Source organism: Arthrobacter jinronghuae (assembly GCF_025244825.1).
Taxonomy (GTDB): domain Bacteria; phylum Actinomycetota; class Actinomycetes; order Actinomycetales; family Micrococcaceae; genus Arthrobacter_B; species Arthrobacter_B jinronghuae.
On the sequence record NZ_CP104263.1, the window covers coordinates 1,445,992 to 1,470,029 of the forward strand.

Here is a 24,038-nt window from a genome sequence, read left to right on the forward strand (position 1 = left end):
GTGCCACACCGGGCCGGTTACGGGTAGGCTGATACAGCAGGTAAGGCAGAAACAGTCATCGGAACCGGGTCAGCCAGATATTTTTGGCTGATCAGTTTTCTTTTTGGGGAGGAAATTGCACATGGCGGGCGAGCAGTACAGCGCCGAACGAGCGGGCAACCGACGGGCGCCCAGCGCGGAAGACACTACATCCATCAGTCTTCCCCCGATGTCCGATGCCGCATCCGTCGAGCCCAAGTTGACTCCGGACGAGCGAGCCGCCGTCGCGGCCCTCCCTGCGCGCTCAGCCCTGCTGATTGCCCACAGCGGTCCGAACGCCGGTGCGCGCTTCCTGCTGGACCAGGACGTCACCACTGCCGGACGGCACCCCAACGCAGACGTTTTCCTCGATGACGTCACTGTTTCACGCAAGCATGTTGAGTTCCGCCGCACCCCCGAGGGGTTCCGCGTGGTGGACTCCATGAGCCTGAACGGCACGTACGTCAACCATGACCGGGTGGACAGCGTGCTGCTGCGTACCGGGAGCGAAGTGCAGATCGGTAAGTTCCGACTCACTTTTTACGCTGCCCGCCCCGCAACTGCCGGAAACTAGGCTCAGGCCCCGGCGTAGGGCAGATAAGGTAGTAGACATGTCAGCATCACAGTCCGTCAGGCGCACCACCGGACCGGAACGGCTGCGCGGCAGGGTGCTGAATATCGGCGAGGTCCTGAGCGAGCTAAGCACGGACTTCCCTGCCATCAGCGCGTCCAAGATCCGTTTCCTCGAGGAAAAGGGTCTGGTGACGCCGCAGCGAACGGCCGCCGGTTACCGCAAGTACAGTCCGGCCGACGTCGAGCGCCTTCGGTTTGTGCTGGCACTGCAGCGGGACCAGTACCTGCCGCTGAAGGTCATCAAGGATTATCTGGATGCGATTGACCGGGGGGAGCGGCCCGAGTCGCTTCCCGGCGGTATGTCCCTTGCCCCGCGCGTTGTTTCGGACCAGCTGGCCGGAGAGCTCGCGGCCCGTTCCCATGCGCGGACCCTGACCTTCAACGAACTGGTCAAGGAATCCGGCGCCACCACGGAATTGGTGCACAGCCTGGTCAGCTACGGGCTGATCACCAGTGCCGAAGAGAACTATGACGAGCATGCGCTGAAGGTGGCGAAGGCCTGTGTCCAGCTGGAGGCCCACGGCATCGAACCGCGCCACCTGCGTCCGTTCCGGGCGGCCGCGGACCGTGAGCTCGGACTGGTTGAACGCGTGGTTGCGCCCGTCGCCTCCCGCCGGGACGTCGCCTCGAAGGCCCGCGCCGCTGAGACCGCCCGTGAGATCAGCGACCTGTGCCTGAGCCTGCACAGTGCTCTGGTGCATGGCCAAATTGCGCGGATGGAGGGCTGAGATGCAGGAAGTAGAAGTTGTCGGCGTGCGGATCGAACTCCCGTCCAACCAGCCGCTGGTCCTGCTCAAGGAAATCAACGGCGAACGGCACCTGCCTATCTGGATCGGTGCCCCGGAAGCCAGTGCCATTGCCTTTGTGCAGCAGGGAATCGTTCCCCCGCGCCCCATGACGCATGACCTGCTGGTGAACCTGATTCACGCCCTCAAGCGCGAAGTGACACTCGTCCGGCTGATCTCCGTGGAGGACACCGTGTTCCACGCGGAGATTGTCTTCGAGGACGGAACCGCCGTGAATTCGCGGGCATCGGACGCGATTGCGGTTGCCCTGCGGATTCCGTGCCCTATTTACTGCGCCGACGAAGTCCTCAATGAGGCCGGCGTCCGCATTGCCGATGCCGATCCCGAAGACGAAGAAGAGCAGGACAACGCGGAGCAGGAGATGCGCCAGTTCCGCGAGTTCCTGGCCGACGTCGAGCCCGAAGACTTCGAACGCTGAGCAGTTGTCCACGTATGCCTCCGACACGCTTCGGAAAAGTTCCCGGCATCTTTGACCTTGGTGCCCGTCGGTTCTAACGTCGAAGAATAGAGTTCCCATTGCACCGGGGGAGTTCTCGGGGCACACTGAAGAAACCCCGACAGCTCCGGCCTGTGCCGACCCCCAGGGGAACCGTTACTAGGAGGCACACGTGAGTCCGAAAGGCGATGCCGGCGAACACGCCGCAGCACCGGGGAGCATCCCTTCCCAGAGCGCCCAGGGCTTGCTGTTCACCGAGGACCTGCCTCTTCTCGACGAAGACGCTGGCTACCGCGGCCCTACCGCCTGCAAGGCTGCAGGGATAACTTACCGCCAGTTGGATTACTGGGCACGCACCGGGCTTGTGGAACCTGCGGTACGAGGTGCCGCCGGTTCCGGCACGCAGCGCCTCTACGGTTTCCGCGACATCCTGGTCCTGAAGGTCGTTAAGCGACTGCTGGACACCGGCGTATCACTCCAGCAGATCCGAACAGCCGTTGAGCACCTGCGTGAGCGCGGGGTCGAGGACCTGGCGCAGATCACCTTGATGAGCGACGGCGCCAGCGTTTACGAGTGCACTTCCGCCGACGAGGTCATCGACTTGGTCCAGGGCGGCCAGGGAGTCTTCGGCATAGCCGTGGGCCGCGTCTGGCGAGAGGTTGAGGGCAGCCTCGCGCAGTTGCCCAGTGAGCACGTCAACGAGCAGGACTTTCCCGGAGACGAACTGAGCCAGCGCCGCATCGCCCGCAAAATCAGTTAGGCCACGCAGATCAGTTAGGCCACACCGCTCGAGTAGGGCACGCACAATACAGACCATTAACGCTGAAGGGCATCCCCGCGGGGATGCCCTTCAGTGTTTGTTCAGCTGCTCTGTGGCCTGACCGGCGCTAGGCCACCGGGCGGCGCATCACGCGGTTGCGCACGCTGCCGGAATCCATCAGGTTCTTCATCAGGGCATCGAAGGTTCCGGCTGCCTGCTTGGCCGATTCGCCCGGCCAGTGGTGCACCGAATGGGCGGCACCCTGGATCTGCTGCCAGTTCGCCTGTTCTGCAATGGTGGGTGTGAGGAGCAGGTCACCGAACATCTGCTTCATTTCAGCAAGCCGGAAAACGTGCTCGTTGGAGCTGGGCCGCACCCGGTTGGCGATGATTCCGGCGGGGGCCAGGTTCGGAGCGAATTCCTCCCGGAACAGTTCGAGCGCGCGCATGGTCCGCTCGGTGCCGGCCACCGAGAACAGTCCCGGCTCCGCTACCAGCAGCACCCGGTTGCTGGCGGTCCAGGCCATCCGGGTGAGGCCGTTCAGCGACGGCGGGCAGTCGATGAGGACCAAGCCGTATCCGGACACCCGGGACAGCAGGTTGGTCAGGCGTCGAAGATCGCGCTTGCCAAGGTCCGGACGGTCGTAAATACCGGAGTAGGCCGAGCCCATGGCAACATCCAGGACGGCCTTCTTGCCGTCGGAATCCTTCGCAAGGCGGCGGGCGTTCGCCACCCAGCCGCTGGGGACTACGTGGTCCGAAAGCTGTGCCCGACGGGCCGTCCGGAGCATCTCGCCGATTCCGAGCTGGTTGCCGGCGCTGACACCCAGGCCGGTAGTGGCATCGGCGTGCGGGTCCAGGTCCACGACGAGCGTCGGAATGCCGGCGGCCAGCGCTGCGGATGCCAGACCGAGGGTGACGGAGGTCTTGCCGACGCCGCCCTTCAGGCTGCTGATGCTCACTACTTGCACTTGATGAACCAAAACCTAACGTGTCTAGGGATCACTGGACGCTGCTGACTCATTCTATGTGACGCACACCCGTTACCTTGGCAGCGGGCTTTTGCAGGGGTGGCGATTAGACTGGTGCAAGTGTGATGTCCAACACGGCAGCTCCGGAGTCCGCCCCCGGCGGGGTTCCGGTACGCCTTGGGGTTTGCCTCTTGTGCCGTGGGTAAATAATGGCGGTATCTGTCCGGGTGCCCCATCCGCAATTGATCCAGGAGACCCATGTTCTCGAAGATTTTGGTAGCGAACCGGGGCGAGATCGCCATTCGCGCCTTCCGCGCCGCGTATGAACTAGGTGCCAAGACCGTGGCCGTGTTTCCCCATGAGGACCGGAATTCCATCCACCGTCAGAAGGCCGACGAGGCTTACCTGATCGGGGAAGAGGGACATCCGGTCCGGGCGTATCTGGACGTGGACGAGATTATCCGGGTAGCCAAGGAATCCGGCTGTGACGCCATCTACCCCGGTTACGGATTCCTTTCCGAAAACGCGAACCTCGCGCGGGCTGCGGCCGACGCCGGCATTACCTTTGTGGGTCCCGCGGCGGACATCCTCGAACTGGCCGGCCACAAGGTCCATGCCCTGAACGCGGCGCGGAAGGCAGGCATCCCGGTACTGCGCTCCACCGAGCCGAGCGACGACGTCGAGAAGCTGCTCAGCGAGGCGGAGGACATCGGGTTCCCCATCTTCGTCAAGGCCGTTGCGGGCGGCGGCGGCCGCGGCATGCGCCGGGTGGACACCGCGGACAAGCTGCCCGAGGCGCTGCAGGCGGCCATGCGGGAGGCTGAAACAGCCTTCGGCGATGCCACCGTGTTCCTGGAGCAGGCAGTCCTGCGTCCCCGGCACATTGAAGTACAGATCCTTGCCGATGCGGACGGCAACATCGTGCACCTGTTCGAACGTGACTGCTCCCTGCAGCGCCGCCACCAAAAGGTGGTGGAGATAGCGCCGGCGCCCAATCTGGATGAGAACATCCGCCAGGCCCTGTACCGGGACGCGGTGAAGTTCGCCAAGGCCCTGAACTACGTCAACGCGGGAACCGTGGAGTTCCTCGTGGACACCGTCGGCGAACGCGCCGGCCAGCACGTGTTCATCGAAATGAACCCCCGCGTCCAGGTGGAACACACGGTCACCGAGGAAATCACCGACGTCGACATTGTCCAGTCCCAGCTGCGGATCGCGGCCGGTGAGACGCTGGCCGATCTGGGCCTGCAGCAGGACGAACTGCAGATCCGCGGTGCCGCCCTCCAGTGCCGCATCACCACCGAGGATCCGGCCAACGGGTTCCGGCCCGACGTCGGCCGGATCACCGCCTACCGTTCCGCCGGCGGCGCCGGGGTCCGGCTCGACGGCGGCACCGTCTACGCGGGCGCTGAAATCAGCCCGCACTTCGATTCGCTGCTGGTCAAGCTGACCTGCCGGGGACGGACCTACCCCATAGCGGTCAACCGGGCCCGCCGGGCGCTGGCCGAGTTCCGGATCCGCGGCGTCGCCACCAACATCTCCTTCCTGCAGGCGGTCCTGGATGATCCGGACTTCGTTGCCGGCGACGTAGCCACTTCGTTTATCGAGGAACGCCCCGAACTGCTCAACGCCCGCGGCTCGGCGGATCGAGGTACGAAGCTGCTCAACTGGCTCGCCGATGTCACCGTTAATAAGCCCTACGGCGATCCCGTTGCGCACATCGACCCGGCGGAGAAGCTGCCCGCCGATCTGCCGGCTGCCGTGCCGGGGTCCCGGCAGCGGTTGCTCGAACTCGGCCCCGAGGGTTTCGCGGCGGACCTGCGGCAGCGGACCGAACTGGCCGTCACCGACACCACTTTCCGCGACGCCCACCAGTCGCTGCTGGCCACCCGGGTGCGGACCAGGGACCTGACCGCGGCTGCACCCGCGGTAGCGGCCCTGACTCCCGAGCTGCTGTCCGTGGAGGCCTGGGGCGGTGCCACGTACGACGTCGCCCTGCGGTTCCTGGGCGAGGATCCGTGGGAGCGGCTGGCGGCCCTCCGGCACCAGCTGCCCAACATCTGCATCCAGATGCTGCTGCGCGGACGGAACACGGTGGGCTACACCCCGTATCCCACTGAAGTCACCGAAGCCTTCGTGGAGGAGGCTGCGGCTACCGGCGTCGACATTTTCCGTATCTTCGACGCGTTGAACGATGTCTCGCAGATGGAGCCTGCCATCCGGGCCGTCCGCAAGACCGGCACCGCGGTCGCGGAAGTGGCCCTCTGCTACACCGGCGACATGCTGAGCCCCAACGAGGACCTCTACACGCTGGACTACTACCTGGACCTGGCGCAGAAGATGGTGGACGCAGGCGCCCACATCCTGGCCATCAAGGACATGGCAGGCCTGCTGCGCCCCGCGGCGGCCGCCAAGCTGGTCGCCGCACTGCGGGAGCGTTTCGACCTGCCCGTCCACCTGCACACGCATGACACTGCAGGCGGCCAGCTGGCGACCCTGCTGGCCGCTGCCGAAGTGGGAGTGGACGCCGTGGACGTTGCCAGCGCGCCGCTGGCGGGCACCACCAGCCAGCCGTCCATGTCCTCGTTGGTCGCCGCGCTGACCAACACCGAACGGGACACCGGGATCAGCCTGGACGCTGTGGGTGCGCTGGAACCGTATTGGGAGGCCGTGCGGCGGGTCTACGCGCCGTTCGAATCCGGGTTGGCGGGTCCCACCGGACGCGTGTACCGCCACGAGATTCCGGGCGGCCAGCTTTCCAACCTGCGTCAGCAGGCGATTGCCCTGGGACTGGGGGAGCGGTTCGAAGCCATTGAGGACATGTACACCGCCGCGGACCGGATCCTGGGCCGTCTGGTGAAGGTCACGCCGTCGTCGAAGGTGGTGGGCGATCTGGCCCTCCAGCTGGTCGGCTCCAACGTTTCCCCGGAGGACTTCGAGGAGAACCCGCAGAACTACGACATTCCGGATTCCGTGATCGGCTTCCTCAGCGGTGAACTCGGCGATCCGCCCGGAGGATGGCCGGAGCCCTTCCGGACCAAGGCGCTGCAGGGCCGCAAGGTCAAGGCGCGCGACGTCGAACTGAGCGAAGTGGACAAGGCGGGACTGCACGCCGATTCCGCTACCCGGCAGGAAACCCTGAACCGGCTGCTCTTTGCCGGCCCGGCAAAGGAGTTCGCAACCGTCCGTGAAACCTACGGAGACGTTTCCGTACTGGAAACCCGGGACTACCTGTACGGGCTGCGGCGCGGGGAAGAACACGTCATCGAACTGGAAAAGGGCGTGCGGCTGATCGCAGCGCTGGACGCGGTGTCCGAGCCGGACGAAAAGGGCATGCGTACGGTCATGACCACCCTGAACGGGCAGATGCGTCCGGTCTCGGTCCGGGACCGCAGCATCGAAAGCACCACGAAATCGGCGGAACGGGCAGATCCGACCGAGGCCGGGCACGTTGCGGCTCCGTTTGCGGGTGCAGTTACCGTCACCGCCAAGGAAGGTGCAGAGGTCGCCGCAGGGGAAACCGTCGCCACCATCGAGGCAATGAAGATGGAGGCCTCCATTACGGCCCCGGTTGCCGGAACGGTTGAACGGGTCGCCATCTCCCGGGTGGAGCAGGTCCAGGGCGGGGACCTGCTGCTGGTCATCGCTCCGAAATGAGTACCGGCTTCACCGGTGCGAAATGATCGGTGGACTGTGACTGCATAGACTGAAGAGCGTGACTCACTTCGATCTGGCCATCATTGGTTCCGGCTCCGGCAACTCGATCATCACCCCGGACTGGGACGGTAAGAAGGTAGCGATCATCGACGGAGGCACGTTCGGAGGAACGTGCCTCAACGTCGGGTGCATCCCCACCAAGATGTTCGTGTATCCCGCCCAGCTGGCGGCCGCCGCAGTGGACGGTGCGCGGCTCGGCGTGGACACGGTGTCCGCAGGCGTCCGGTGGCGGGATATCCGGGACCGGATCTTCACCCGCATCGATGCGATTTCCGACGGCGGCCGCCGTTACCGGGACGAGGAGCTGGACAACGTCACGCTTTTCAGCGAATACGTCCGCTTCGTCTCGCCGCACGCACTCGTCACGGCGTCGGGGCAGGAGATCACCGCTGATGAAATCGTGGTGGCCGCAGGATCCCGTCCGGTCCTGCCGGATGTGCCGGGGATGGACCTTCCCCAGGTGCATACCTCCGACACCGTGATGCGTATCGATGAGCTGCCGGCCCGGGTCCTGATCATCGGCGGCGGGTATATCGCCGCGGAGTTCGGCTTCGTTTTCTCCGCTTTCGGGTCCGACGTCACCATGGCCGTGCGGTCGGGGGCGCTGCTTCGGTCCCTGGACGAAACCGTGTCCGAGCGCTTCACCGCAGAAGCCTCCAAGCAGTGGAACGTGCAGTTAGAAACGACGGTGGACTCACTCGTCGAAAACGCCGACGGTTCCGTGCATGCGGTGCTCTCCGGTCCCGCCGCAGAGTCGGCCCTGGATGTGGACCTGGTGCTCGCAGCAACCGGCCGGACCCCCAACACAGACCGGCTGGACATCGGTGCTGCCGGTTTTGACCTCACCTCGGATGGCCGCCTGGCCGTGGACAGCTACGGCCGGGTGCTGGCCTCCGGCGCTCCGGCGAAGGGGATCTGGGCGCTGGGTGACATCAGCAGCCCCTACCAGCTCAAGCACGTGGCCAACCACGAAGCGCGCGTGGTGGCGCACAACCTGGTGCACCCCGGGGACCTGCGTGCCATGGACCACCGCTTCGTGCCGGCAGCGGTTTTCAGCAGTCCGCAGATTGCCAGCGTCGGGATGACCGAGGACCAGGCCATCGCCGATACGGAGGCCCGCGGCGTCGAACTGGCCCTGGCCGTGCAGGAATACGGGTCGACGGCGTACGGCTGGGCGATGGAGGATTCCACCGGGTTCGTGAAACTGCTGGCGGAGCGGGAAAGCGGCCGGCTGCTCGGCGCCCACATCATGGGACATGAGGCGTCCATGCTGATCCAGCCCCTGGTGCAGGCGATGGAGTTCGGCTTGGATGCCGCCACCATGGCCCGTGGGCAGTACTGGATCCACCCGGCACTGACAGAGGTGGTCGAAAACGCACTGCTTTCGCTGAATACAAAGGAAAAGCCGGGCAGGAACCGCCTCTAGGGGAGTCGGTTCCTGCCCGGCTGGGATAAATCAGACCCGCTGCCCGCTGTAGATATCGTCAATGACGTCGGAGAAGTCCCGCATCACCTGGGCGCGCTTGATCTTCAACGACGGGGTCAGGTGTCCGCTGGTCTCGGTGAAGTCGGTCGGGACCACACGGAACTCCTTGATCGCCTCGGCAGAGGAAACCTTCTTGTTGGCACGGTCCACCAGGGCCTGGAGTTCCTTCTGCAGCTCGTCGGTCTTGGCCACTTCGGTCACCGTCATGGTGTCCGGCAGTTTGTGCCGCCCGAGCCAGCCGGGAAGGGCTTCTTCGTCGATGGTGATGAGGGCCGAAATGAACGGCTTCGCATCCCCGACCACCACGCACTGGGAAACGATGGAATCGGCGCGGATGGAATCCTCCAGCTGGGAGGGAACCACGTTCTTGCCGCCGGCGGTGATGATGATTTCCTTCTTTCGGCCGGTGATCTTCAGGAAGCCGTCCGAGTCCAGTTCGCCGATGTCACCGGTATGGAACCAGCCGTCAGTAAACGTTTCACCCATCAGTTCCGGGCGGTTGTAGTAGCCCTTCATCACGCTGATGCCCTTGGCCAGGATCTCGCCGTCGTCGGCGATCTTCACGCTGTTCCCGGGAAGGGGTGCGCCTACCGTTCCCAGCTTGACGAGCTGCGGGGTGTTGGTGGTGAGCGGAGCCGTGGTTTCGGTCAAACCGTAGCCCTCCAGTACCAGCAGTCCGATGCCGTGGAAGAAATGCCCCAGCCGTTCGCCCAGGGGTGCACCGCCGGAGACGGCGTACTTCACGTTGCCGCCCATGGCCTCGCGGATCTTGCCGTACAGCAGGCGGTCGAAGAGGGCGTGCTTCAGGGTGAGGCTCAGTGGGACCTTGCCTTCCTGCTTCGCCTTCGACCAGGCGACGGCGGTCGCGACGCCGGCGTGGAAGATCTTGCCCTTGCCGCCGTCTTCGGCCTTCAGCATGGAGGCATTGAAGACCTTCTCGAGGACGCGGGGAACCACCAGGATGAAGCTGGGCTTGAAGCTCTGCAGGTCAGGCAGCAGGTTCTTGACGTCGGGCGTGTGTGCCACGGTTGCGCCGGTGGCCACGCACAGCACGGAAATGAAGCGGGCGAGGACGTGTGCCAGGGGCAGGAACATGATCGTCTGCGAGCCTTCGGTGGCAACTTCGGGCTCTGCCAGCTCGGAGTTCCGGGACACATCGACGAAGTTGGCGTGCGTGAGTTCGCAGCCCTTCGGCTTGCCCGTGGTGCCGGACGTATAAATGATGGTCGCAAGGTCAGCCATCTGGGCGGTGGAGCGACGTTTCTCGAGATCCTCATCACTCACCGAAGCGCCGTCGGCGCGCAGTGTGTCGAGTCCTCCGCCTTCGATCTGCCACACGTTGGCGACCATGGAAAGGTCTTCGTCGGCGGCGGCCGTGCGGACAATGTTCTCGTGCCTGGCAGCCTCAACCACAATGCCGACGGCCCCGGAATCGCTCAGGATCCAGGCGACCTGCGAAGGGGAGGAGGTCTCATAGACGGGAACCGATACCGCCCCTGCGAACCAGAGCGCAAAGTCCACCAGGGTCCATTCGTAGCGGGTCCGGGACATGATAGCCACGCGGTCGCCTGCCTTGATACCACTGGCCATGAAGCCCTTTGCCAGCGCCCGGACGTCCTTGGTGAACTCGGTGGCACTGATCCGCTGCCATTCGCCCTGGCCGTTCCGGACGGCAAAGAGAGCGGGGTTGCTTGGCTTGGCTGCCTGGTCGAGCAGCATGTTGGTGATGTTCGTCTGCGGCGGGGACTCCGCTAGGACGGGAACGCTGAATTCTCGCACGATAGCTCCTTTGATATCCGGTACGCCCGTAGGCACTGTTCAGCCTATAACGTAGATCACATTTTCTTACCCGTCGGTAACCTTGCAGATTCATAACAAACGCGTCGCCGCTCTTGCCGTTTCCCTAGAATGGGTTTCTGATGCGTCCAGTTACCCCAGCACCCGTTCCCCGTCCGCTTTCCACCCCGCTCCAGCGCAGGCTTGCTGCTTCGGAGCCGTTCCGGCCCCGCAGGCCCATGCGGCTGCCGAACCGAATGCGGCGGCGCGGGCTGGCTATCGGAATTGATATCGGTGGGACGAAAGTGGCGGCGGGGCTTGTGGACGGAGACGGTCGCGTGCTGAAGCAGGCACGCCGGTCGACGCCGGGGCAGGATCCCCGGGAAGTCGAAGCGGTAATCGTGGACCTGGTCCGGGAACTTTCGGCCGAGCACCACGTGTGGTCCGTCGGCATCGGCGCGGCCGGGTGGATGGACCTCGCCGGCAGCACCGTGTTGTTCAGCCCGCACCTGGCCTGGCGGAACGAGCCCCTCCGCGAGAACCTGGAGCGGCTGCTGCGCAGGCGTGTCTTCTTGGTGAACGACGCCGACGGCGCCGCCTGGGCGGAGTACCGGTTCGGAGCCGGCGCGGGGGAGAGCAGGATGGTCTGCGTGACCCTTGGAACCGGAATCGGCGGGGCGATGGTGCTCGACGGGCGCCTTGAGCGCGGCCGGTACGGCGTGGCGGGGGAGTTCGGGCACCAGATCATCATGCCCGGCGGGCACCGCTGCGAATGCGGCAACCGGGGCTGCTGGGAACAGTACGCCTCGGGTAATGCCCTGGGCCGGGAGGCCCGGGAACTGGCCGCAGCCAACTCCCCGGTAGCCCAGGAACTGCTCCGGGCCGTGAACGGCAATGCGGAGCAGGTGACCGGCGCCGTCGTCACCAGACTGGCCCTCGAAGGCGACCCGGCGTCCATCGAACTCCTTGACGAAGTGGGACAGTGGCTCGGGTTGGGGTTGGCGAACCTCGCCGCTGCCCTGGATCCGGGGATGTTCGTCATCGGCGGCGGGCTGAGCGATGCCGGTGATCTGCTGCTTGAGCCGGCGCGGCGGTCCTTTGCCCGAAACCTTACCGGGCGGGGCTTCCGCCCCGCGGCCAAAATGGAGCGGGCGGCACTGGGCCCGTCCGCGGGGATGATCGGAGCTGCGGACCTGTCGCGGATCGCCGCACGGCGCTGAGCCGGGGAGTCCCCGGGAGAGGAAACCGGGCCTAGACGGCCGCGCCGTCGTCATCCTCGTCGCGGTGCTGGGGCAGGCGGAAAAGCAGATAGGCTGCGGATCCCGCGAAGACGGCGATGGTTCCGAGGATGACCGGCAGCGGGGCGCTGCGCCAGAACATGGCGAACACCAGGAGCAGGAGCGGTCCGGCCAGTGTGCCGAGCCAGCTGAGCACTACCAGTGGTTCCCCGGTGCCAAGCGGCGGCGGCTCGGGCGGCACAAACCCGCCGTCGTCCTCATCTTCGTCCTTGGAGATATAGTCCCGGGGCCCAGCTGATGCCAACGGCTGGTTCTCGAAAATGGCGCGGGTCCGTTCGGCCGGTGTCGGTGCCGCCGGATCGCGGGACGGTGTTGTTTGTCCCGTTTCCCCGCTGCCGTGCGGGGCAGCGGCATCCGTGGCGCCGGCGGATTGGCCGGGTTCCGGATGCACCGGATCGCTGGCGTCCATGTGCTCCAGGCGGGCGACCAGGTCCAGCCAGACTTCCTCGTCGGTGGACTCGTTATGTTCCGGCTCGCGTTCGCTCATGCGCGCACCCCGGAGCTCACGCGTCGGATGAATTCAGATGAGCGGTCAAAGATCAGCGGCGCGTCGTGGTCCATGGTGGCAACGTGGTAGCTGTCTTCGAGCGGCACCACCTCAAGCTCTGCATTAACGAGCCGCCGGCGGAGCATTACCATGCTGGATTCCGGCACCACGGCGTCCACCCGTGACCGGAACGCCAGTACGGGAGCCGTGACGTTCGGCAGAGCCGCGGCAGTATTCCGGAAGAGCCTGCCCAGCTGCTGCACCGCGCCCACCGGCGTGCGGGGGTACGCACCCTCATCCTGCCCCTCGAGCCGGATGTCGTTGCCGATGGCAGGCACCGATTTCAGGAAATACTTCAGCACGCCCGAATAGCGTGCCCGGGGGTCGGCGAACGTCAGCCCGGGATTAACCACGACGACGCCGGCCACCGGCTGCGTCGCCGCCAGCCGCAGCGCCAAGGTGCCGCCCATGGAAAGCCCTGCCGACACAACACAGTCCGTCCGCTTCCGCAGGTTTAGGTAGGCGCTCTCGTATTCCTCGTACCAGCGCAGCCAGGGCGTCTGTGCCAATTCCTGCCAGCTGGTGCCGTGGCCAGGCAGCAGCGGCAGGCTCACGGCGTAGCCACGGTCCGCCAGGTGGCGCGCCCAAGCCGCAAGGCTCACCGGGGATCCGGTGAATCCGTGGCTGAGAAGCACACCCACACCCGCGTTGGGTCCGTGCCCCTCTGAATGGAAGGCATCAGCGCCGGGGAGGGAAGTCATATGTCTATGGTTGCATTAGAGGGGCGTTTTTGGACCCCGCACGGGGGAAACTCCCGGGAACCCCTGTACGCGCCGAATTCACCAGCGGGGGATAAGCGCGCATACAGTAGAGTCTGGGGAACCAAACGGGTCCCCCGTTATTGTCTTGTCCGGACAGGAGATCAAGCCGCGTGTTCTATTGGGTGATGAAGACTATATTCATCGGGCCGGTGGTAAATCTTCTCTTCAGGCCTTGGGTCAAGGGAATGGATAACATCCCCGAATCCGGGCCTGCCGTCCTGGTGAGCAATCACCTTTCGTTCTCCGATTCGATCTTTCTTCCCCTCGCCGTGCCCCGGCCGGTGAGCTTCCTCGCGAAGAGCGATTACTTCAACGGCAAGGGCATCAAGGGCAAGCTCACTGCAACCTTCTTCCGGCTCGCGAACCAGCTGCCGATGGACCGCTCCGGCGGAGCAGCCTCTGCGTCCTCGCTCAAGGCAGGCGTCGATGTCCTGGAAAACGGCGGCCTGCTGGGCATTTACCCGGAGGGGACCCGCAGCCCGGACGGACGCCTGTACCGCGGCAAGACCGGTGTGGCCAAGCTGGTGCTCTCCACCGGTGTTCCCGTCATCCCCGTTGCGATGATCGGAACGGACAAGGTCCAGCCCATCGGCCGGCGGATTCCGAATATCCGTCGGATCGGCATCATCGTAGGCGAACCGCTGGATTTCTCGCGGTACGCCGGGCTGGAGAATGACCGCTTCATCCAGCGGTCCGTGACCGACGAGATCATGTATGAGCTCATGCGTCTTTCCGGCCAGGAATACGTGGATGTATACGCCAGCACCGTCAAGGAGAAAATGGCCGCCCGCAAGGGCGCTAAGGCCGCACAGGCACGCAGCGCGGCTGTCCGCCTTTCCACCGGCTCCGAATCCGGGACAGTGCCTCCGGCCGGCGGTTCGGAACTGCCTGCCGAAGCGGGCGACAAACTGCCCGGCGCCGTTACCGTCATCGGTTCGAGCGCGGCCAAGGGCACCGGAAAGCCCCGGGCTGCAGCCGAAGCGGGCGATACCGCGCAGGACGCCGGAAACAAGCGGCGCCTGAAGTTCCGGGGCCGCAGGCCCGGCGCCAACGGTGCCCGCGCTGTCGGGACCGATGCCGCCGAAACCAGCGGTGTCGAAAGCAACGGTGCCGAATCCAGCAGTGTTCGCCCTTCCGCAGCCGATGACCGCGACGTAGATCCACGCTCCCACACTGCCTAGATTTCCCGAGGGGGAACGGCGGAAGCCTGCGTGTATTGCGTGCCGCGGCAGCGTTTATGACGGTTTTGTTCGCTCCAGGCGGGCAACTAGTAGGATTTAAGCCGTGACTGACACCCCCGTACACCGCGAGTCCATTCCGACCATGCTCTCGGGCGCGGCGGCCACTTCCGCGAGCCACCCCGAGCTGGACAACTGGCGTTCCCTGCCGATTTCCCAGCAGCCGACGTGGCGCGACGACCCGGGGTATGACGCGGCCATTGCCGAACTCTCGATGGTGCCGCCGCTGGTTTTTGCCGGCGAAGTGGATGTCCTCCGGAGCCGTCTGGCCGAGGCCGCCCAGGGCCGTGCTTTCCTCCTGCAGGGCGGCGACTGCGCCGAGACCTTCGAGGCAGCCACCGCGGACAAGATCAGCGCCCGCGTCCGGACGCTGCTGCAGATGGCCGTGGTCCTCACCTACGGTGCGTCCGTTCCGGTGATCAAGATGGGCCGGATGGCCGGGCAGTTTGCCAAACCGCGCTCGTCCAATGAGGAAACCCGTGACGGCGTGACGTTGCCCGCCTACCGCGGAGACATGGTCAATGGCTACGACTTCACACCCGAATCACGCCGGCACAACCCGGCGCGGATGGTGCGCGCCTACCATGCGTCCGCGTCCACGCTGAACCTGATCCGCGCCTTCACGCAGGGCGGTTTCGCCGACCTCCGGCTGGTGCACCACTGGAACAAGGGCTTCACGTCAAACCCGGCACACTCCCGCTATGAATCCCTGGCCCGGGAAATCGACCGCGCCGTACGCTTCATGGACGCCTGCGGTGCCGATTTCGAAGCGCTGAAGCGAGTCGAGTTCTTCGCCAGCCACGAGGCGCTCCTCCTGGACTACGAACGGGCCCTGACCCGGGTGGACTCCCGGACCGGCCAGCCGTACGACACCTCCGGGCACTTCCTGTGGATCGGAGAGCGGACCCGTGAGCTCGATTCCGCGCATGTGGACTTCCTGTCCCGGGTGCGCAACCCCATTGGCGTGAAGCTCGGCCCGAAAACGAGCGCCGAAGACGCCTTAGCCCTGATCGACAAGCTGGATCCGAACCGGGAACCGGGGCGACTCACGTTCATAACCCGGATGGGTGCCCGGAACATCCGCGAGAAGCTTCCCGCCCTGGTGGAGAAGGTGACGGCCTCGGGTGCCCAGGTGCTCTGGGTGACGGACCCCATGCACGGCAACACCGTCACCTCGCCGAACGGCTACAAGACCCGCAACTTCGACGATGTGATGGACGAGGTGCGCGGCTTCTTCGAAGTGCACGATTCCCTGGGAACCTTCCCCGGCGGCCTGCACGTGGAGATGACGGGCGACGACGTCGCGGAGTGCCTGGGCGGTGCGGACCCCATTGACCAGGAAGCGTTCGTGGAAGGCTACGAATCCGTCTGCGATCCCCGGCTGAACCATATGCAGTCGCTGGAGATGGCCTTCCTGGTTGCCGGAGCCCTTTCCCGCAGGAGCTGACCGGGGCGCAGGACCGCCCCGGGGGCTACACCACCTTCAGGATGACGGTGGAGCCCTCGGGGGCGGTTCCCGCACCCGGTTCCTGGTCCCGGACCAGGCCAAGCAATCCGCCCAGCAGATTCTCCACCTCGACGGTGAACCCGCGGCTTTCCAGGTCAGCCCGCGCGGTCTCGACGCGCTGTCCCACGTAATTCGGGACCTCAACCATCCGCGGGCCGAGGGAGATGGTCAGCGTAACGGTGGATCCGCGCTCCAGCAGCCCGGATGCCGGCGTCTGGGCGACTACCGCGCCCGCCGGCACGGTAGCGCTGTTCACCTTGTCCGGAGCCACGGCAGCCGTGAGTCCGGCGTCTTCAACGGCTTTCAGCGCAGCGTCCTCACCCAGGCCGGTGACCACGGGGACCTCGACGGGTGCCGGTCCCTTTGAAACAGTGACGTCGACCGGCGCTCCGAGCCGCAGCAGCGTATCGGGCAGCGGCTGCTGGCTGATGATACTGCCGGCTTCAATGCTTTCGCTGTACTCCTCCGTGACTGCGCCGAGCGCGAGCTCGCCCTCCTGAAGGTCAGCCCGGGCGGCTTCGAGCGTGCGCTGGACGACGTTGGGGACGGAGAACAGCTGCGGGCCCTTGGACACGAGCAGTTTCACCGGCTGGAAGCGGCGGATTTCCCGGGCCGCGCCGGGATCGGTGCCCACGGCCAGCCCCGCTGCCACCACCTCATCGAACACTTCGTCGGTGGTGTAGTTCAGGCCGGCGTCGCCCAGCTGTGTGCCGGCTTCCTCGACGGAAGCGTTGCTCACATCCGGTACGGAGACAAGGGCTCCGGGTCCGGCACCGAAGAACCAACCGGCAAAGGCAACCGCCGCAAGCAGTACCGTCAGCAGCACGGCCAGCAGGATGCCCCGCCGGCGCGGCTTTCCGCTGCGAAGGGATAACTGCGGGCGATGGGCCTCACGGTCGTTCAGCCGCTGCCGGTCGCGTTCATCCCGCTGAGCTCTGCGCCGGCGCGCGTTGGGGCTGAGGTCGGCTTCGCCGTCTGTGTCATAGTCGTCGTCCGGGCCCTCGACGTCGTACCCGTCCTGGTCCGCACCGTCATCCCCTGCACCGCGGCTGCCGGCAGGAAATACCGTGGTGGCGTTGTCGTTCCGGTGGATGACCTCGGTGTGGTTCGCGCGGGTACCGCCGGCGCCCAGTGAGGAGGTGTCGATGACGCTTGTGGCTGCACCGGCAGCACCGCCGGCCGTGAGGACTTCCGTGGCTCCGGCCAACGCCTCGGTGGGTGTGCCGGCGCCTGACGGTCCGCTGGCCGGGTCCGGAGTGCACCGGAAGTCAAGCTCTGCATCGCTAAGCGATGTGCGGATGTGCCGCAGCTCGCCGAGCAGGGCCCGGCCGTTTACCGGGCGTTCCTCGGGGTCCTTTGCCGTGCACCAGCGGACAAGTTCGTCCAGGTCTTCCGCCAGTCCCGGGCACAGGTCCGAGGGTGCGGGAACGGAGGAATGGACGTGCGCAAAGGCCACCTGGATGGGTGAATCCCCGGTGAAAGGCTGCCGGCCCGTGAGCATTTCATAAAGCATGATGCCGGCTGAATAGACATCGCTGCGTTCGTCGGCACCGCCCGCAGTAACCAGTTCGGGTGCGAGGTAGGCGACGGTACCCACCAGTGTTCCGGTGTTGGTGCTGGTGGACACGGCGCGCGCCAGTCCGAAGTCGGCGATCTTGATCCTGCCGTTGTCCGCAAGGAGCACATTCTCCGGCTTGACATCGCGGTGGACCAGACCGGCGTCGTGCGCAGCGGCCAGCCCTTCGACCACCGCATCCATCAGGGCCAGCGCAAGGCGCGGCGACAGGGGGCCGCGCTCGTCCAGCAGCCCGCGCAGGGTCCGTCCGGGCACATACTCCATCACGAGGTAAGCCAGGCTGTCGGTGATCCCCTGGTCCAGGACGCCCACCACGTGGGGGTGGGAAAGCCGCGCAGCCGATTTGGCTTCGCTTTCGAAACGCCGAAGGAAACCGCGGTCCGAGGCAAGGTGCGGGAACAGCACCTTGAGCGCCACATCACGGTCCAGGCGGCGGTCGGTGGCCAGGTAAACGCTGGACATTCCGCCGCGCGCAATCAGGGACCTGACGAAGTAACGGTCGTCGACCAGCGTCTCAACGAGGGAGTCTTTCACGGGCTCATGCACTCTTCGATCCTAATGGCGGTACGCGGAAGGGTCCGGATCGACACCCGATCCGGACCCTTCCGCTGCACTCCGTGATTGCCTTACTGGAAGGACGCCCGGTGGGCAAGCACGGAACTGACGTAGTTGCGCGTATCCGCGAACATGCCGTGGGTGGTCACCGAGTACTGGCCCTGGTAGTAGGAAGCAATCGCGTTTTCCAGGCTGTCGCTGCTGCGGATCAAAGCGCTGATGATCGCTACGCCGGCCGTGGCATTGTCGTACGGATCCAGCAGGTTCAGCTGCCGTCCTACCAGCTGCGAGGCCCATTCCCCGGAGGAGGGAATGACCTGCATGGTGCCGATGGCGTTGGCGGGCGAGACGGCCCGCTGGTCGAAGCCGGATTCCTGGAGGGCAAATGCCTGTGCCAAGGCCGGGTCGACGCCCATCTGCACTGCCGTGTCAGCCACGATCTGCTGCATCTGCGCACGGCTGGGAACGGGCATTGAGTTGAGCGTCTGCTTGTTGAGGTTGGCGTCGGCGACGGTGTGCTCGGGGTACGTGTAGTGCAGGAAGGTGTTGGGAACCAGATCCGTGGGTGCGGCTGCCGCGGGGGCGGAAGCGGTGACACTGACGGTGCTGCCGTCAACGGTGATTTTCTGGCCGGGGCGGATCACCGAGGTCTGCGACAGTCCGTTGGAGGCCATGATGCCGGAGAGGCTGACGCCGTGCTTCGCGGCGATTGCGCTGAGGGTATCCCCGGCGGCGACCGTGTAGGTGCCGCCGGTGCCGGGGGCCGCCTCGACACCGGTAGGTGCCGTGGGAGCGGCGGGTGCCTGGCCGTCAATGCGGATCGACTGGCCCGGGTAGATGACGGACGTGAGGGTCAGACCGTTCGCGGCAAGGATGCTGGAGAGGCTGACGCCGTGCTTTCCGGCAATGGCGCTCAAAGTATCCCCGGAGACCACCGTGTAGGTGCCTTCGGCGGCAGCGGAGGCGGGAGCAGCGGATGCGGATGCCCCGCCAAGGCGGAGATCGTCCCCTGCGAAGATCAAAGAGGTCGGCTGCAGGTTGTTAACGCGCAGCAGTTCCGTCACGGACAGTCCGTACTGTGCTGCAATTGAACTGACCGTGTCGCCGGAAACGATCCGGTGCGTAGCAGGAACGGCCGACTCAGCCGGCAGCGTCGCGGGAACCTGGGTGGCCAGCTGCGAGGCGGTGACTCCGGTGGCAGCTCCGGTGTTCAGGTTCTTGATGGCCTGCAGGGGGAGCTGGGGAAACAGCGAGTTCTGGGGAGCGGCGGGGGCAGCTGCCGCCGGCTCGGCAAGAGCCAACGCGGACATCATCACTGCAGGAATGGCGGCGGTCGTCACGGCAACACTCAGTTTGCGCGGTATTCCTGTGGCAACGGGACGCGCCTCGGGCGTTCCCGTGGTGGACTGAGCGTTCATATGGTGATGTTTCCTCATCTGTGTTGGCCGCGGCCTTTACCGCAAATCCCTTGGATTAAAAACAAGTATTGGAACGGGTGTTACTGCTGTTGTTTATGTGACTCATGATGTGCTAGTTACTGATGTGATTACAGGTACTAATGTGAATTTACACTAACCAGCGACCGGCACAATACCCGGGTAGTCGTTTTTGTGTTTCAGTTCTGTTGCCAAACGGCAAAGTGGCCCGGGCAACCCCGGACGTGGCACCCTTGAAGGGTGAATGAACTCGAGGAACTTGTTTCCGACTGGCTGACCCTGCCCGATGTGGCTGAACAACTCGATCTCCCTATTAACAAGGTGCATAGCCTGCTGGAGGAGCGCGCCCTCGTGGCTGTGCGCCTCGGCGAGCGGAAGATCCGCAGCATCCCGGCTGCCTTTATCGCTGACGGCTCCGTGCTGGACAGCCTGAAGGGCACCATTTCGGTGCTCGATGACGCAGGCTTCCACGACGACGAGATGATCCGCTGGCTCTTCACGGCCGACGACACGCTGCCCGGCCGTCCCGTGGACGCGCTCCGTGAAGGGCGCAAGACGGAGATCCGCCGCCGAGCACAGGCGCTGGGCTGGTAACAACGCCTAACGCAGCACCTGAATAAGGAGCTGCCAGTCTCCGGACTGGCAGCTCCTTATTATTTGGGGATCTTAGTATCGCTAGGAACTGCGCCGAACGGCTGAGTGGGCCAGCGCGTCAAGGGCGGCCCGAGGGGTGCCGTCAAGGGGGAGTGCGGCTAATGCGGAAAACGCTGTTTCCGTATGCCTCGAGATGAGTTCTTCCGTCGCGGCCAGCGCCCCGGTGTCCAGGATGATTCCGCGCAGCCGGGCCACGCCGTCGTCGTCCAGCTCCGGATCCCCAAGCCGGGCCGTGATCTCTTTCCGGGCGCTCTCGCTTCCGCTGGACAGGGCGTAGGCAATCAGGACCGTGCGTTTACCCTCACGCAGATCGTCTCCTGCCGGCTTGCCCGTGGTCCGGGGATCCCCGAAAACACCCAGCACGTCGTCCCGCAGCTGGAACGCCTCGCCCAGGGGCAGGGAGAAGCGGGAATAGCCCGCCAGGAGCTCTGCGTCGGCACCGGCCAGGGCGCCGCCAAGGGTCAGGGGATGCTCCGTGGTGTACTTTGCCGCCTTGTAGCGCAGGATATTGAGCGCCCGGACGACGGCGTGTTCGGGGTCGTGGCCCGGACCTGCAACCTCTTCCAGGATATCCAGGTACTGCCCGGCCATGACCTCTGTGCGCATGCGGTTGAAGATGCGCCGGGCCTCGGTGCCGTGCGCCGCCCGCGGACCCACCGCGGAAAACATTTCCTCGCTGAGGGACAGGCAAAGATCACCGGCAAGGATGCCTGCCGATGAACCGAAATGTAATCCGTCCAGATGCCAGTTGGAGTCCGCATGCGCCATCGAGAACGTGCGGTGGACGCTCGGCCCGCCGCGGCGGGTGTCGGACCGGTCAATGATGTCGTCGTGGATCAGTGCGGCACTCTGGAACAGTTCCAGTGCGACGCCGGCCCGGACGGCTTCCGGCTGCAGGGGAGTTCCGCCTGCGCCGCGCCATCCCCAGTACGCAAGGAGAGCCCGCAGCCGCTTCCCTCCGCGGGCAAGGTTGTGCACGGCATCCAGCAGGGGAAGCGCCTCGCGGGAGACCTCGGAGAGCACCGAGTGCTGGAGCGCCAGGAAATCCTCGAGTTCCGTGCCCAGCAGGCCCCGGTATGCAGCCTGCTCCTCCTGCGCGGATTCGACTGGGGTGGCGGGCACTGTTATTTCACCGCTTCTGCGAGGACCGTGGCACCGACAGTCACCGTCGCCGGGCCGCCCTCTTTGGTGATCGCCGTGATGTTGACCGTTTCGGGTTCACCGGCGCCGGTGCGCACGTAGTCGCGTGAGGAAGGGGAACCTGCGGCCGCCTCAGCTGCAGTGAATCCCTGCGCAACCAGCTTGGCATCGTAAAAGGAGAGGATCTCGGCTGCGGGAGCGTCCGAGGACTCCACCAGCACCGCGGTGAGCGTGCCGTTTGACCGGTCCACGCTGCTTGATAGCAGTTCCGCGCCATCCATCATCGGGATGAGTTCGGACGGGAACCCCTCCGCGAGGGCAACGGGAGACGCCGTGGGTGTCGGGGAGCCGGAAGGAGCGCCGGAAGTAGGGGATGCGGACTGGGAATCGGCGTTCCCTGCCGTGTCGGTGGAGCATCCGGCTGCCGCCAGGATCAGGGCCGCGGCAGAGAGCATCGTGAGCGTCTTTTTCATCGGGTTCCGCTTCGGTGGGGGTCAGGGTCCTGCCACCCAGTCTAGGCGAACCGAAAACCGCTCCAGGGAAGATGGTTAGGGTGCCGAAAAAGAAGCGGAGAAGCGGGAAAGACGGGAATGGGGGCAGGGCTGGCTACGATGATGGAGTGAGCAATGGTCCCGACGCCGGCGGCGGCAACCGCGACTGCACCATCATGCACGTGGATATGGACGCTTTTTATGTTTCCGTAGAGCTGCTTAAACGGCCCGACCTGGTGGGCAGGCCCGTCATCGTAGGCGGGCTCGGGGGACGGTCCGTGGTCCTGTCCGCATCCTACGAGGCGAGGCGATACGGTGTCCGTTCTGCCATGCCGATGGCCGTTGCCCGCAGGCAGTGCCCGCAGGCTGTGGTCCTGGAACCGCACCAGGAGGTTTACCGGACCTTCTCCGGGCAGCTGATGCAGATCTTCGAATCCATTACTCCACTGGTGGAACAGCTCAGCGTCGACGAGGCCTTCCTTGATATTGCGGGAGCCATGCGCAGGCTCGGGCCGCCCCGGGCGATCGGCGAGCATATCCGCGAGCGTGTTGCCGCCGAACTGGGCATGACCGCCAGTGTCGGCATTGCCGCCACCAAGTTCGTGGCCAAGATCGCTTCCACCCGATGCAAGCCCAACGGACTGCTGCTGGTGCCCAAGGAGCAGACAGTGGACTTCCTCCATACGTTGGACGTTTCTGCGTTGTGGGGAGTAGGGGCCAAGACCCGCGAGGTACTGGCCCGTGTCGGCATTGCCACGGTGGCGGATGTGGCCAATACCCCGCCCACCGTGCTCCGCCGGCTGCTCGGGGCCGCGGGGGACCACGTGTACGAATTGTCCTGGGGGCGGGATAACCGGACCGTAACGCCCGTGAGGCGCGAAAAGAGCATCGGCGCGGAGGAAACATTCGCGTCCGACGTCAGCGACGACGACGTGCTGCACACGGAGCTGCTTCGGCTGGCACACCGCAGCGCTGTCCGCCTCCGGGCCGCCGGACTGCAGTGCAGGTCCGTCTCCCTGAAGCTGCGTTATGCGGACTTCACCACGCTCACCCGCACCCGCACCCTTCCCGAGCCGGTGGGCAGCGCCCAGATGATTTACGAGACGGCCAAAGGGCTGCTGACTGCCCTGGGCCCGCGGCCGCAAAGCGTCCGGCTGATAGGACTGCGGGCCGAACAACTTGAATCCGCCGAAGGTGCTGCCATGCAGCTGACCCTGGACGGACGGGAGGACAGCTGGCGTTCGGCAGAGGATGCGCTGGACCGGATCAACCGGCGGTTCGGCGAACTGGGCGTTGTTCCGGCCCGGCTCATCGCGCCGTCTCCCCGGAAGCCTCCGGCGGAGCCGGACCAGTTCCCGGGCTGAACTCCTTCCGGCGCTCTGCCCGGCCCCGGATAGGCGGTGCGTCGAGGCTGGTTCCCTACCCGGTGGAATACGTGGACGTGCCGCTTTCGTGCGGACCGGTTGCCACCTATCCTTGGACTAAGTGCAAAGCAGCAGCGAGCCTGCGCGGGAACATCCGGCGCCACACGTTCGTTGGTTGGTTTACAGGGGCAGGACCGGACGGCAAGGAGGCAGCAATGGCACTGTCGGAACACGAGCAGCGCTTGCTGGATCAACTGGAGCAGCAATTACATGCCGAAGATCCAAAATTCGCGAACTCAATGGCGACGTCCGCGGGCCGTGGGATCTCGACCAGGCGAATAGTCCTCGGCGCCTTGCTGGCTGTGGTGGGCTTGGGCGTGCTGCTTCTGGGAATTACGGAAGCAGGCATTCTGGTCGGCGTACTGGGGTTCCTGATCATGGGTGCCGGCGTGTACTACGCAACCACCCGGGGGAGGAAGAGTCCGCCGGCGCCGACGGACGGGCGCAAGGAGCGTGAGTCCAGTACACAGCGTGGATTCATGAATAACCTGGAAAGCAAGTGGGACGAACGCAAACGCGACCAGCCGTAGGTACACCCGCCCGGCGCCGCAGGCCCTGGACCCCGTGACAGCTCAGGACCAAAGGGCGGCAGGCAGCTAGGAAGCGCAAAAAGGATCCGTTTCGGCGGGTCCTTTTTTGTGCCCTTTTCCCTCTCCGGGATGCGTTTCCGGAACCAATGTCGGTTGGCTAAACCCCTCCACAACACTCCACCGGCCAGGATCCGCTTCAACATGCGGATTTTGGACACGACGCGCCCGGAATACAACGTGCGAAGGCGTTGACTGTGGAGGGAAGTGGAGTAAAGTGGG

Annotated in this window: 19 protein-coding genes and 1 pseudogene; 12 read left to right on the top strand and 8 right to left on the bottom strand. The window is 65.2% G+C overall.

Annotation, left to right across the window (positions count from 1 at the left end):
• Positions 1-121 precede the first annotated feature (121 nt).
• From N2K98_RS06700 to N2K98_RS06715, 4 genes are all read left to right on the top strand, one after another.
• The gene (locus N2K98_RS06700; RefSeq protein WP_255798116.1) at positions 122-592 is read left to right on the top strand and encodes an FHA domain-containing protein; all 471 of its coding nucleotides are present in this window, start codon (positions 122-124) and stop codon (positions 590-592) included.
• A gap of 37 nt (positions 593-629) precedes the next feature.
• Positions 630-1,379 carry a transcriptional regulator FtsR gene (gene ftsR, locus N2K98_RS06705; RefSeq protein WP_255798115.1) on the top strand — a complete coding sequence of 250 codons (750 nt, stop codon included), beginning with the start codon at positions 630-632 and terminating at the stop codon, positions 1,377-1,379.
• A 1-nt stretch (position 1,380) separates the two neighbouring features.
• Positions 1,381-1,875 carry a bifunctional nuclease family protein gene (locus tag N2K98_RS06710; RefSeq protein WP_255798114.1) on the top strand — a complete coding sequence of 165 codons (495 nt, stop codon included), beginning with the start codon at positions 1,381-1,383 and terminating at the stop codon, positions 1,873-1,875.
• 190 nt (positions 1,876-2,065) lie between these two features.
• Positions 2,066-2,653 (top strand): MerR family transcriptional regulator, encoded by a 588-nt coding sequence (locus N2K98_RS06715; RefSeq protein WP_308219820.1) that lies wholly within the window; start codon positions 2,066-2,068, stop codon positions 2,651-2,653.
• A 127-nt stretch (positions 2,654-2,780) separates the two neighbouring features.
• Here the strand turns inward: N2K98_RS06715 and N2K98_RS06720 are convergent, their stop codons facing one another.
• On the bottom strand, positions 2,781-3,623 hold the full coding sequence (locus N2K98_RS06720) for a ParA family protein (RefSeq protein WP_255798113.1): 843 nt from the start codon (positions 3,621-3,623) through the stop codon (positions 2,781-2,783).
• Between the two features lie 258 nt (positions 3,624-3,881).
• Between N2K98_RS06720 and N2K98_RS06725 the strand changes: the two genes are divergently transcribed.
• On the top strand, positions 3,882-7,280 hold the full coding sequence (locus tag N2K98_RS06725) for a pyruvate carboxylase (protein WP_255865286.1): 3,399 nt from the start codon (positions 3,882-3,884) through the stop codon (positions 7,278-7,280).
• Positions 7,281-7,338: 58 nt separating this feature from the next.
• Positions 7,339-8,766: a mycothione reductase gene (locus tag N2K98_RS06730; RefSeq protein ID WP_255865288.1), complete on the top strand. Its 1,428-nt coding sequence runs from the start codon at positions 7,339-7,341 to the stop codon at positions 8,764-8,766.
• A gap of 30 nt (positions 8,767-8,796) precedes the next feature.
• Here the strand turns inward: N2K98_RS06730 and N2K98_RS06735 are convergent, their stop codons facing one another.
• Positions 8,797-10,605, bottom strand: coding sequence for an AMP-dependent synthetase/ligase (locus tag N2K98_RS06735; protein WP_255865289.1), 1,809 nt, complete (start codon positions 10,603-10,605; stop codon positions 8,797-8,799).
• 236 nt (positions 10,606-10,841) lie between these two features.
• Between N2K98_RS06735 and N2K98_RS06740 the strand changes: the two genes are divergently transcribed.
• Complete coding sequence (locus tag N2K98_RS06740) at positions 10,842-11,822, top strand: ROK family glucokinase (RefSeq protein WP_255798177.1); 981 nt, start codon at positions 10,842-10,844, stop codon at positions 11,820-11,822.
• Between the two features lie 31 nt (positions 11,823-11,853).
• Here the strand turns inward: N2K98_RS06740 and N2K98_RS06745 are convergent, their stop codons facing one another.
• Together N2K98_RS06745 and N2K98_RS06750 are read right to left on the bottom strand one after the other, a co-directional pair.
• Entirely contained in the window at positions 11,854-12,387 is a 534-nt protein-coding gene (locus N2K98_RS06745) for a hypothetical protein (RefSeq protein ID WP_255798109.1), read from the bottom strand.
• On the bottom strand, positions 12,384-13,148 hold the full coding sequence (locus N2K98_RS06750; protein WP_255865290.1) for an alpha/beta hydrolase: 765 nt from the start codon (positions 13,146-13,148) through the stop codon (positions 12,384-12,386). The genes N2K98_RS06745 and N2K98_RS06750 overlap by 4 nt, the downstream gene beginning before the upstream one ends.
• Before the next feature lie 170 nt (positions 13,149-13,318).
• On the opposite strand from N2K98_RS06750, the pseudogene N2K98_RS06755 reads away from it, so the two are divergent.
• Positions 13,319-13,999: pseudogene (locus N2K98_RS06755) on the top strand (lysophospholipid acyltransferase family protein); the annotation flags it as partial.
• A 532-nt stretch (positions 14,000-14,531) separates the two neighbouring features.
• Entirely contained in the window at positions 14,532-15,893 is a 1,362-nt protein-coding gene (locus N2K98_RS06760; RefSeq protein ID WP_255798176.1) for a class II 3-deoxy-7-phosphoheptulonate synthase, read from the top strand.
• 25 nt (positions 15,894-15,918) lie between these two features.
• Here the strand turns inward: N2K98_RS06760 and N2K98_RS06765 are convergent, their stop codons facing one another.
• Together N2K98_RS06765 and N2K98_RS06770 are read right to left on the bottom strand one after the other, a co-directional pair.
• Positions 15,919-18,075, bottom strand: coding sequence for a Stk1 family PASTA domain-containing Ser/Thr kinase (locus tag N2K98_RS06765; protein ID WP_255865291.1), 2,157 nt, complete (start codon positions 18,073-18,075; stop codon positions 15,919-15,921).
• Positions 18,076-18,155: 80 nt separating this feature from the next.
• Positions 18,156-19,502 carry a lytic transglycosylase domain-containing protein gene (locus tag N2K98_RS06770; protein WP_255865292.1) on the bottom strand — a complete coding sequence of 449 codons (1,347 nt, stop codon included), beginning with the start codon at positions 19,500-19,502 and terminating at the stop codon, positions 18,156-18,158.
• Between the two features lie 258 nt (positions 19,503-19,760).
• On the opposite strand from N2K98_RS06770, the gene N2K98_RS06775 reads away from it, so the two are divergent.
• The gene (locus N2K98_RS06775; RefSeq protein ID WP_229952314.1) at positions 19,761-20,114 is read left to right on the top strand and encodes an Rv2175c family DNA-binding protein; all 354 of its coding nucleotides are present in this window, start codon (positions 19,761-19,763) and stop codon (positions 20,112-20,114) included.
• A gap of 81 nt (positions 20,115-20,195) precedes the next feature.
• Here N2K98_RS06775 and N2K98_RS06780 read toward each other — a convergent pair whose 3' ends face one another.
• Positions 20,196-21,296 carry a polyprenyl synthetase family protein gene (locus tag N2K98_RS06780; RefSeq protein WP_370646430.1) on the bottom strand — a complete coding sequence of 367 codons (1,101 nt, stop codon included), beginning with the start codon at positions 21,294-21,296 and terminating at the stop codon, positions 20,196-20,198.
• Positions 21,297-21,298: 2 nt separating this feature from the next.
• A complete protein-coding gene (locus N2K98_RS06785) occupies positions 21,299-21,787 on the bottom strand; it encodes a hypothetical protein (protein ID WP_255865293.1) in 489 nt (162 codons plus the stop codon).
• A gap of 194 nt (positions 21,788-21,981) precedes the next feature.
• Here N2K98_RS06785 and dinB point away from each other — a divergent pair, with 194 nt between their 5' ends.
• Together dinB and N2K98_RS06795 are read left to right on the top strand one after the other, a co-directional pair.
• Positions 21,982-23,169, top strand: coding sequence for a DNA polymerase IV (gene dinB, locus N2K98_RS06790; protein ID WP_370646433.1), 1,188 nt, complete (start codon positions 21,982-21,984; stop codon positions 23,167-23,169).
• Positions 23,170-23,384: 215 nt separating this feature from the next.
• A complete protein-coding gene (locus N2K98_RS06795) occupies positions 23,385-23,759 on the top strand; it encodes a DUF3040 domain-containing protein (RefSeq protein WP_255865294.1) in 375 nt (124 codons plus the stop codon).
• Positions 23,760-24,038: the final 279 nt, after the last annotated feature.